Annotated in this window: 11 protein-coding genes; 7 read left to right on the plus strand and 4 right to left on the minus strand. The window is 60.5% G+C overall.

Going from position 1 to position 10,466, the window contains the following annotated elements:
• Nucleotides 1-761, minus strand: a 761-nt coding sequence (locus BRX43_RS19110) for a hypothetical protein (RefSeq protein WP_164523686.1), incomplete at its 3' end; no start/stop codon positions are given.
• Between the two features lie 557 nt (nt 762-1,318).
• Between BRX43_RS19110 and BRX43_RS19115 the strand changes: the two genes are divergently transcribed.
• Nucleotides 1,319-2,101 carry a transferrin-binding protein-like solute binding protein gene (locus BRX43_RS19115; protein WP_125996656.1) on the plus strand — a complete coding sequence of 261 codons (783 nt, stop codon included), beginning with the start codon at nt 1,319-1,321 and terminating at the stop codon, nt 2,099-2,101.
• A 484-nt stretch (nt 2,102-2,585) separates the two neighbouring features.
• Here the strand turns inward: BRX43_RS19115 and BRX43_RS19125 are convergent, their stop codons facing one another.
• The 3 genes from BRX43_RS19125 to BRX43_RS19135 form a co-directional block, all read right to left on the minus strand.
• On the minus strand, nt 2,586-3,059 hold the full coding sequence (locus BRX43_RS19125; RefSeq protein WP_125996658.1) for a hypothetical protein: 474 nt from the start codon (nt 3,057-3,059) through the stop codon (nt 2,586-2,588).
• A gap of 248 nt (nt 3,060-3,307) precedes the next feature.
• A complete protein-coding gene (locus tag BRX43_RS19130; protein ID WP_206433297.1) occupies nt 3,308-3,643 on the minus strand; it encodes a lysozyme inhibitor LprI family protein in 336 nt (111 codons plus the stop codon).
• A 393-nt stretch (nt 3,644-4,036) separates the two neighbouring features.
• Nucleotides 4,037-4,891, minus strand: a complete 855-nt coding sequence (locus tag BRX43_RS19135; protein ID WP_125996660.1) for a LysR substrate-binding domain-containing protein — start codon at nt 4,889-4,891, stop codon at nt 4,037-4,039.
• Between the two features lie 99 nt (nt 4,892-4,990).
• Here BRX43_RS19135 and BRX43_RS19140 point away from each other — a divergent pair, with 99 nt between their 5' ends.
• The 6 genes from BRX43_RS19140 (at nt 4,991) to BRX43_RS19165 (ending at nt 10,324) form a co-directional block, all read left to right on the plus strand.
• Entirely contained in the window at nt 4,991-6,196 is a 1,206-nt protein-coding gene (locus BRX43_RS19140; protein ID WP_125996661.1) for an amidohydrolase, read from the plus strand.
• Nucleotides 6,193-6,585, plus strand: a complete 393-nt coding sequence (gene uraH, locus BRX43_RS19145; protein WP_125996662.1) for a hydroxyisourate hydrolase — start codon at nt 6,193-6,195, stop codon at nt 6,583-6,585. The genes BRX43_RS19140 and uraH overlap by 4 nt, the downstream gene beginning before the upstream one ends.
• 2 nt (nt 6,586-6,587) lie before the next feature.
• Nucleotides 6,588-6,989 carry an MAPEG family protein gene (locus tag BRX43_RS19150; RefSeq protein ID WP_125996663.1) on the plus strand — a complete coding sequence of 134 codons (402 nt, stop codon included), beginning with the start codon at nt 6,588-6,590 and terminating at the stop codon, nt 6,987-6,989.
• 39 nt (nt 6,990-7,028) lie between these two features.
• Nucleotides 7,029-7,517, plus strand: coding sequence for a heme-binding protein (locus BRX43_RS19155; RefSeq protein WP_125996664.1), 489 nt, complete (start codon nt 7,029-7,031; stop codon nt 7,515-7,517).
• Nucleotides 7,514-8,386: a polysaccharide deacetylase family protein gene (locus BRX43_RS19160; protein ID WP_125996665.1), complete on the plus strand. Its 873-nt coding sequence runs from the start codon at nt 7,514-7,516 to the stop codon at nt 8,384-8,386. The genes BRX43_RS19155 and BRX43_RS19160 overlap by 4 nt, the downstream gene beginning before the upstream one ends.
• 600 nt (nt 8,387-8,986) lie before the next feature.
• Nucleotides 8,987-10,324 carry a hypothetical protein gene (locus BRX43_RS19165; RefSeq protein ID WP_125996666.1) on the plus strand — a complete coding sequence of 446 codons (1,338 nt, stop codon included), beginning with the start codon at nt 8,987-8,989 and terminating at the stop codon, nt 10,322-10,324.
• The last annotated feature ends 142 nt before the right edge of the window (nt 10,325-10,466 follow it).

A 10,466-nucleotide genomic window follows, 5' to 3' on the forward strand; every position in this document is an offset into this window, starting at 1 on the left:
AGCGGATCGGTACGCGCGAGCTGCAACGCCTCTTGCTCGGCCTGATCCCTCCGCCTGATCTCCGACCGGAGCTGCTTGCCGCGCTCGGCTGCGAGCGCCAGCCAGATGTAGGACAGCCCCGCCACGACCAGCACCGCGCCGGTGACCACCGCCACCAGCAGCCGGGTCCGCCAAGCTGCGGCCTCCGCATGGCGGCTGGCATCGGCTATCCCCGACGCCGCGATGCCCTTGATCTCGGAAAGCACGTTATCGGCGTTTGCGCGGAATGGGCGCAACATCGCCACGCTAGTTGCAAAATTGATCTCGAGCATCGATGATACGACTTTGACGGCGTCACTGTACTTATGAAGCTCGACGCTGATCCGTTGGGCACGACGTCGCTCGGCCGGCTCGAGGCTTTGTTTCAGCACTGACAGATCAGCGTTTATCCTATCGATGCGATCTTGGATCGCGGTAAGCTGGTTATTGTTTGCCGCGCTTTGACCATTGGCTGCGGTATCAACCATGAGGCGGTATAGGTTGCCATCCTCATGGTCGAACCGTGCCGCGAGTTCGCTCAGCGACACCGCAGTTTGCATGTCTCGGCTGACGATAAGGTTGGCAGTGTGTTGGACATAGATCAGCGTCGTTAGACACAGTGCCACCGCCGAGACCAGGAGAACGACCACCGCCCGCGGTCCGGCAACCTGACGCGCCAGCGACATCAATCTGCCACGTTGCATCTTTGAGCCATAAGACACGAAGGGTTTTAGCGCGCTCATCCTTCGAGATGCGGTAGGAGCATAATCCTAAGGAATTTCTCAACGTCAATTTCTTGGTGCCGTCGCTACATCGACTCGGATGCTGAGACCCAGAAACGGCCGTTCGCACGCGCCTTCTCGCTTCCCGAAAGCAGCCGCTCATTCATATGAGCGGATCGGCTGCTTAAGCGAGCTTGCCGGGCCACTCAGAACAGCCGAGATTGGGAGGAAAGCGGACGTTTGCAGTTGGACGACCTCGCGGTATTTTCCTTGGATGCGCACGCGAGTGCCCCCCCCCCCCGCTCAATTGCGGTTTCCTTTTGCATTCCGCTACATTGCTCGTGGACCGGTGCAGGGTAGACGCTGGCAGATGGGAGTTGCAGGTGTTTGCTAAGAGGATCGTGTACAGCACAGCGGCAGCAGCTGGACTAGCGCTGGTTGGCGGCTGCGGTGGTGGTGGTGCCAGCGGCAGTTCGGGATCAATTCCCGTGGTTCCGGGGCCGACGCCTGCCCCTACTCCCACGCCAACCGCAACGCCCACGCCGGTTCCTACCTTCGCCTACAGCCCCGCCTTCGACTTGAGTCAGGACCGCAGCATTCCTCTGATCGGCGCCGAACTGATCGCGCAAATTGATACGAGCACAAACTCCAACAGCTATGGCGCCATCGCGGCGGCGCTGCAGGACGCGGTAGTCAATCCCTATCTGAACTACGTCGCAACATCGCGGCAGTTGGCGCTCGCTCGCTTCAACAGCACAGCCGATATTTATCACGGATCCGAGATGTCTCTGCAGGGGGCAGACCGGATCGTCTACCAGAACTCAATCGGATTTGCGAGTTGGGCACAGCCGGGCCCAAATTTAGGACCTTTGCCGTCGTCGCTACGCTACACAGTGATTGTGGTTCAGAACCAACAGCCGCGCAACGCCGCTGGCCGGCTTGACTCGGTTGAGCGGCGCTATGTCGGCGGAGCGGCCACTGTCTCGGGCGACGTTCCGACAAGCGGGTCCGGCAGCTATACGGTGGTGCTAACAGGTGCGTCGGCCCGGCCGACCGGGGGGGACGGGCTGATCGCGCAAAATGCGCAGCTAACTGTTGATTTTGCAGCGCGAACGGTGACTGGGACGGTAATCGCCTTATCCAGTTCCTCGCCGAGTGCCGGCGAGCGCATCTCGCTACTCTTTCAAGGCCAGCTTGCCGCAGACGGCCGCATCTCGGGCGGGCTCACAAGCGCGGACGGCGCGACTGGACGCTTTGCGGGCCAGCTCTACGGCCCAGCAGGCGGCGAGCTTGGTCTGGCGTTTGCGCTTCAGCGCGACACGCTGCAGGGGGTGGGCACAGTAGCCGGGCTTCGACGCTGACGATCCGCGGCGCTGGCGCGGCAATTGGCAGCTTCGGGTGAGCGCCTGTTGTCTGCTAGTGGGCGAGAGCAGCCGCCCTGCCCTTCCGCCGAGGAGACCCAGTTGCGGTCATCCCCGGCCAGTTTCTACGTCCCCAACTTCTGCCATTCGTTCACACTGGCAGCAGAGCAAGCGTGAGACGCACCACGAACCGCCGCTAAGCTTTATCCTGTCCGTCTTGGCTTTTGGTGGTTTCGGCTTTGTCAGCCACAACCACCATCAGCGACTTACCCGACGCCGGGTTGCATCCGCCAGTAAGACGCGGTGGCAAGCAGGTGCAGCAGTTGCTTTAGCGTTCGCCTTCGCCAGCGCTGTCGCAGCGCGTGGCTGGGCATTTGGCCCTGTATTGTGGTTCGGCTTCGTAATGTTCGCAGCCATTCTGGTGTTCCTTGCCTTGAACTTCTGGCCGCAGCGGATACACAAGCACCAGCTTTGAACAACTGCCTCATCTGGCGGGTAAGCCACGTTCATCCAGCTTAGTGTCGCCTCCGCGGAGACGCCGTATGACCGTCACCTTCCCTTCCGCAACATCATAGGCCACAGCATCGTATGACCAGCAACAATGCGCAGGAAGGCTGCCGCCCCAGCTGCCTGTCGAGTTGAAGTACTCGATGAACAAAAGTCGCCCGGTAGATGAAAATCCGGGAGACACCTCGAAAGTCACGCCTTCAGCCACCAGCTTTTCTCCGAAGGCTTTCAACCACTCCTCCTTGTTACGCGCAACCACTTTTCCGTCGTCGTACACCACCAGTTTGTCTGACAGCAGCTTAGCATAGGAAACCAAATCCTTCGCTTCGATAGAGCGAATCAGATTTTCACCCAGAACGTTTTGGCCTGGCAATGGTGGCGGTGGAGGGATTTGGGCTTGGGCAGGCAGCGGCATCATCATCAGGATTAAGCCCATCGTCTTACGGCTCATTGTCACTCACCTCTTTTAGGTGACTACTCGTAGAGGCGAACAGAACGTGTGCAATAGCAAGGGGTGTACCATTCGCGCCCTTTCGGAAGACGACCCAGTTGCGGTCATTTTTGGCCTCTTCCTCACTCCCCAACTTCGGCCACTCATTCATATCCGCAGTATGACCGCGCCTGGCACCTGACCCTTCGGACTCAAATATCGTGATGTGGGAGGAATACGGACAGGCACTTCTCAGGGATCAATATGCCTTAGCTGCCGATTTTTTCGACTTGCCACCAATATGCTGCCTTAAGGTCGTCTATGCGGTGACGTGTCACCGCCTCCATACATGCGGGGTAGGCAGCAAGGCCGCCGGTCCCGCCGTCATAAAGATCGCGCTCAGCGGCACATGTCTGGTCGCGGTATATAAGCCAAGCACGTTCGGCGCTCTGAAGCTTTTGGCTGTCACTTAACCCGAGCACTGCCATGATCCGTCGATAAGCACCGTTCAGATCACCATCAGCTTTTTTCGCCGCGAGATTTAAGCAATTTGCTTGATCAGCCCCTGTGCCTGCCGCCCGGCAAGGGGCATCGATAGCATTCATGTGCTGCGCTTGCAGAGGGCTTGCCATCCCAAGTGGGGCTAGGATTACCGTCAACGACAGGAGAACTTTGGTATTCATCGCTGTTTTACTCCCTTTGGCGGCAACATACCATACGTACTGGTCTTTAGGATTGAAACAGCCGACACGGAGTGCGTTCGGTCATTTTTGACAATGAACCCGTAGCGGGAAGGTGGCCCTGCTGAGCGTGCCGAGAGACGTCCCGAGCATCGGCTTTCCAAAAAACTGTATTCAGTTACTCTTTTCCGAAATTGGCCTGCGAGGATGGGGAAAAAGAATAGCCGGGCTGAATGAATGGGGAAGATCAGCCGCCCTGCCCCGCCGTAACGACGACTCAAAGGTGGATGTTCGCGGGGTGTATGTGAGGCGCTACCGTCAGGCAGTGCCTCCACTATCCGAGCGGGCAGCCGTTACATCCAGCATATCCTGCAAAAGCTCACTAGCTGAGCCACGGACTTCCCACGCGTAGATCGACAACGAAAGGGCGGCTTCCGAGGAAAAAATGGTGCTGGCACGAACGGCATGGGCCGTGGTGGTGCTTACCGGCAATACCGAGACTCCTAGCCCCGCCTCGACAGCCGACAGGACACTGCCAAGGCTGTTCCCGGTAAAGGCGATGTACCATCGACGTTGCTCGCGCTCGATCCGGTCGATCATCAGGTCGCGATAAAGGCCGCCTGGTGGAAATGTGACAAGCGGGATGGGATCCTGCCAGACCTCGCTATTCTCACCCTCAAACCAGGCCAGCGGCTCAGGAAAGCTCGCCCGGGCGTCCCCATCGGTCACTGCCTCCTTGACGATCACGATGTCGAACTCGCCGTTCCTGAACCGCTTCTTCAGATCGCGGCTGAGGCCGGTCGTCACGTCCAGACGGATTTGGCGATGGTGCCCGGCGAACCGCGCGAAGCAGGAACTCATGGCTAATGTCACGATATCGTCCGGAACGCCGATCCGAATCGTACTCGTCCCTGCCGGATCCGCGAGCAAGGCCTGTGCCTCGTCCTGGAGAACAAGAAGTCGGCGGGCATAACCCAACAAGCGCTCGCCCGCCGGTGATGGCGAGATCGGCCGCGACGACCGATCGATTAGCAACCGACCGAGCATGGCTTCCAAACGTCCAAGCTGCTGGCTGACTGTGGATTGAGTGGAGTTCAACCGTTCGGCAGCGTCGGTGAAGCTCGCCGTGTCTGCTACGGCGACGAACGTGCGGAGAAGTTTCAGGTCAAGCACGGCTGCATTCTAACTCTGAATGATAATCATTCAAACATATCATTCGTAAATGTCTCCAGCGATAACCAGATCACGGCTTGGCAATCATGAGGATTTCTGGTGCGCGATCCTGCTACCACCCGCCTGTTCCGCAACGTTCTCTGCAAAGACGGCAGGACACAGAACCTTGGCGTGCGCACTGGCCGCTTTGTGGACCCCAAGGAACTGAGCGACGATACCGAGGCGATTGATCTGGACGGTCTGCTGGCGCTCCCCGCCTTCATCGAAGGGCATATCCATCTCGACAAGAGCTTCGTCGGGGACGGTTGGCGTCCACATCGGCCCGCAGATGATCTTGGCGAGCGGCTGACCATCGAAAAGCAGCTTCTGGCGAGAGCGTTACCCGTCCAGGAACGAGCCGATGCCCTTCTGGCGCAAGCCCATCGCCTTGGCACCGTCGCGATGCGCAGCCACGTCGATATCGACGCCTCGCTGAAGCTCGACCATCTTCACGCGGTCATGGCCGCATGCGAGCCGTGGCGCGGGAAAGTGGACGTCGAGATCGTCGCATTTCCTCAGGCGGGCATCCTCGCTTCTCCCGGCACCGCCGACCTTCTCGACGCAGCAATCAGGGAAGGTGCAAGTGTTGTGGGTGGGCTCGACCCCTCGGCGTTTGACGGCGACGCAGACGCTCACCTCGACGTGGTATTCGGTGTCGCCGAGCGCCAGGGTGTCAAGATCGACATCCACCTTCACGAACCCGGACAGCAAGGGATCGAGCAGCTCCGCCGTGTCGCTTCACGCACCAAGGCGGCAGCGATGCAGGGGAAGGTTGCCGTAAGCCATGCCTATGCGTTGGGCGATGTAGAGCGGGACGAAGCGGCCCGTACTGCTGATCTACTGGCTGACGCCGGCGTGGCGATCATGACCAACGCTCCCGGCAACCGCGCCTTCCCGCCCATTCCGCTGCTTCGCCGCGCCGGGGTTCGAGTGTTCGCCGGTAACGACAACATCCGTGACGCCTGGTGGCCGTATGGCGATGCCGACATGCTCGGACGCTCCGGCTTCTTCACCGATGCCGAACTCGCAATTGCCCTCGACATGGCGACCACGGACGCCGCTGCCGTTCTCGGTCGCGAACACTACGGCATGGACCTGGGAGACGAAGCGACGTTCGTTCTCGTCGATGCCGACAATGCGTCCGCAGCCGTCGCCGCACCGCCCTGCAATCGTCGTCTCGTACAACGCGGAGAGATCATCGCCGCGCCGGCATCCCGGTTCGAGACGCTTCTTTCCTCCTTCGACAAGTCAGGACCCCGCTTATGAAGACCATCGCACTCGCATTGCTGATCGGCGCCATCGCCACGCCTGCCGCCGCTGCCGACATCTCGACCCATGTGCTTGATCTTGCCCGCGGCGTGGGTGGCAAGGCCGTGCCCGTCACGCTCTCGAAACGCAGCGCGAACGGGAGCTGGCAGAAGGTCGGATCGGCAACGACCGATGGCGACGGGCGCATTCGCAGCTTCGGGGACGCCAAGTCGTTTAATACCGGCATCTACCGGCTCCAGTTCGACATGTCGCGCTACCCGGACGCATCAGCCTCGCCGTTCTTCCCCGAGATCACGCTGACGTTCCACGTCACTGACAAAGCGGGTCACTATCACGTTCCGGTAGTTGTCAGCCCTTATGGTTACTCGACCTACCGAGGGAATTGAACATGATCGTCGCGACGCTTCCGATTGCGATGGGCGCGGCTGCAGCGCTAGGCGCGATCAACCTGTGGCTGGCCCTGCGGATCGTCCGCATACGTGTGAAGGGTGACGTATTGATCGGCGATTGCGGCGACGATCTGTTGGCTGGGCGCATGCGCGCCCATGCCAATCTCGTCGAATACGCACCGTTCGTTCTCGTGCTGCTCGCCCTGATCGAGCTTGCCCGCGGGAGCGGCGTGGCCTTGGGCCTGACGGCCTTGATCTTCGTGATCGCCCGTATCGCTCACCCGATGGGGATGGATCTAAGGCGTTCGAACCTACCCCGGGCAGGCGGGGCCATCCTGACCTGGCTCGTGCTCGCGTTCCTCGTTGGGTGGGCCGCCCTGATTGCTGTCGGTGTTGCCTGATCGGCCATCCTGACGATCGTTTCTGAAAGACACGTCCTCATGTTGAGCTTTCTTGCCCTTCTGCCTGCGGCGTTGGCGGCTTCCGGGCCAGCGGTGCCGCTGGAGCGGAAAACCGTGTCTCTGGCACTTGCCAATCGACTGGCAAACGCGGCGGTCGCCTCGTGCCGTGCGATCGGCAAGGAGTCCGTCGTTGCCGTGGTCGATCGCGGCGGCAACCTTGTTGCGCTCCAGCGCGGTGAAGACGTCGGTCCGCACAATACGCTCGCCGCGCAGCGCAAGGCGTTCACGGCTCTGTCAACCAAGTCGAGCACGTCTGTCCTCGCCCAACGCGCGGTGGACGATCCGACTTCGCGGAACCTCGTGACCATGCCAGAACTGCTGCTGCTCGGTGGAGGCATGCCGCTCGCGATCGATGGCAACGTGATTGGCGGTATCGGCGTTGCGGGTTCGGGCGGCGCAGTGAACGACGAGCGCTGCGCGACGCAGGCGATCGTGCAGGTTCTCAATCAGGAAAGTGGAAGGCGATGAGCGAACTGCCGCATCATGGACGCTACGACTACAAGCCGATCGTCGGGCGTCCCGACTACTCCTGGCCGGAGGAACGTCGTCTGGCGATCTATCTGGGCGTCAATCACGAAGTGTTCACCTTTGGCGATGGCATGGGTGCGGAACTCGCACCCTCCAAGACCCAACCGGACGTCATGAACTTCGCGTGGCGGGACTACGGCAATCGTGTCGGCGCTTGGCGCTTCATGGAGCTGTTCGATCGCCTTGAACTCAAGACGACGGCGTTGGTCAACAGCGCCATTATCAAGCAATGCCCAGGGCTCGCCGAGGCATGCCGTGACCGCGGCGGCGAGATCGCCGCGCACGGACGCACCAACGCGCAGGCCGAGGGCGAGCAAAGCGAGGATGAAGAGCGGGCGATGATTTCGCGCACGCTCGACGAGTTTGCGGCTATCGGTGTCCGTCCGCGTGGCTGGCTGGGGCCCTGGATCTCCGAGAGTCACCGCACACCGGACCTGCTTGAGGAGGCCGGTTTCGATTACGTGCTCGACTGGGCGCATGATGATCAACCCACGCGGCTGAAAACCCGCAGCGGCAAGGGCATTCTTGCAATTCCCTATTCGCAGGAGGTCAACGACATACCCTCGGTCATCGCCCGCCATCAGGAGGCGACGACATTCGCCGGCATGATTGAAGATACGATTGAGCAGTTGCTTAGCGAATGTGATCGTCGCCCGTCCGTTCTCGGCATCGCTCTCCATCCTTATATCATGGGGCAGCCACACCGGGCGCTTCAGCTTGATCGGGTTCTGACGCGACTGCGTGAAAGGGATGATCGTCGTATATGGTGGACGACGGCCGGTGCCATCGCAGACCACATACTTGGTTGAAGCGTGCGGGTGTCAAAACCGTCCAGTTTCGACGCTTTTCATGCGACCACGGCTTCTTAGGCGTTTGCGTGTGTCAGAACCCCGGTTCACAATGTCCATCTCCAAGACCCGCAATTTGCCTCGGCTAACTCTACGTTTGGGGCGGGAGCTGTCACGACCAGGACGACCCAATAGCGGTCACCCAAGTCATTATCTTCTCTCCCCAGCTTCGGACGTTCGTTCACCTGATTGCTGGCCGTCCAGCCGATTATTGGCTTCGCTGCGGCGGCAAGGAAAGATTGTCATCGTCCACGGTGCCGACGCTCGGGGCATTGGTGTTGCTCAATCTGCTCGTCGTCTTTGCAACCTGGCTACTGCTGCTGATCGGTTTTTTCCGGTGTTTGATGTAAGAAATAACTGGTGCCGGCTAGATGATGCGAGCAGCACTATGACATGAGCATACGGTCGATATCCGCTGCATGGTTGGTGGGCGCATCGCTGATAATGACGGCTGCGCTGCCCTCTCTGGCGTCTTCGCATTCGCCTGACGTTAAGACGACCAAGCCGACGCTGGCGATCCTGCTACGTCCAGAGACGGACGCGTCTCACAGAGTTATCGGCATGGCCGTCGAGGAACGGATCACCATGACCGGGCAGCCGCAGCGACTGACGCTCACGGCGCCTGTGCGCTTCGCCGGTATAGTGCCAATCGGCTCGGTCGTCTCCGACTTCACCGTCGCGGATGCCGGTGGAAAGGTCGGCGCCAGCGTCAGCGAAGTGGCGAGCGCTGCTGGCCCTGTTCGACGCTGGATTAGTGATCGCGACCTAACCGGTAATGTGATGGTCCGCTATCGATTACCGTTAACGCCATTTTCCGAAGGTGGACCGCCTTATGGCATGAAGGCCGCCGGTCTCGGCGTGGCGGGCAACAGTGGCAGTGTCCTCGTCCTACCTGAGATTGCCGGTCTTCGCCGATCAACTCTCCGTTGGGATCTGTCCCGCATGGCCCCTGGATCCAGCGGCGTCATTGCCGGCGGCACCGATATCCTCATAGCAGAAGGCGCCCCCGAGGCGCTGATCGACCGATGGCTGATGGCAGGGCCGCTCGAGGCGGCACAGAAGTCATCTGGCGACCGCTTCAACGCCTACACGCTCGGCGCTCCGCCCTTTGACGCGACGACGATGATGGCCTGGTCACACCGAGTCTACACATTGTTGGCGGACACCTTCGGTTACCTTGGCAAACCTCCCTACCTCCTTGCGATCCGCGCACTGGATGCACCGTCCTTCGCAACCGGTACGGCGTCGGTGGGCAATAGCGCCAGCCTCATTACGGTGGGATCGCCGACCTATCTACCGGGGCAGGACGTGGAGCGGGTGAAAGGAACTATTGCTCACGAGATGACCCACAACTGGGTGGGGCAGTTTGGCGATCGATCAGCTTCCTGGTTCAACGAGGGGCTCACCGTGTACGTCTCGGCTACGCTACCGTGCGAGGCTGGTCTGCGGGATTGGAGCGATTGCGCCAACGAGATCGGCAAGTGGGCTAGGGACTATTACGGCAGCGTGGCGAGGAGCTGGACCATGAAGAGGATCGAGGCGACGCCCTTCGCTCGCGAGGACGTGCGACGGGTACCTTATGGCCGGGGGATGATGTACTTCGCCAATCTCGACGCGCAAATCCGAGCGGCCTCGAACGGACGTCGGACACTCCTGACGGCGCTGCGCCCGTTGTTCGAAGAACGGCGCGCTGGGCAGCCGCTCACCATGCAGCGCTGGGAGGCATGGCTGGATCGCGAACGAGGGCCGAAAGCGGTGGTCTTGTTTCGCGATACCGTGCTGGAAGGCGGTATGATTGTGCCAGAGCCAAACGCCTTTGGTGACCGGCTGCGAGTTCGTCCAACGCACTGGACAATCGGCAATCGAACGTTTGACGGCTATGAGTGGCACGTGCTTTGACTGAGCTGCCCCCCTCTGAGTGGTCCATCGACTATGACAGTCTGGACCAAGGAAGGGACGACGAATGCCTGCCAAGAAGCACAAGCCCGAGGAAATCATCGGGAAGCTGCGCGAGGTTGAGATCATGCTGGGTCAGGGCGGC

The sequence above is a fragment of the Sphingomonas sp. S-NIH.Pt15_0812 genome (assembly GCF_003951315.1).
GTDB lineage: Bacteria > Pseudomonadota > Alphaproteobacteria > Sphingomonadales > Sphingomonadaceae > Sphingomonas.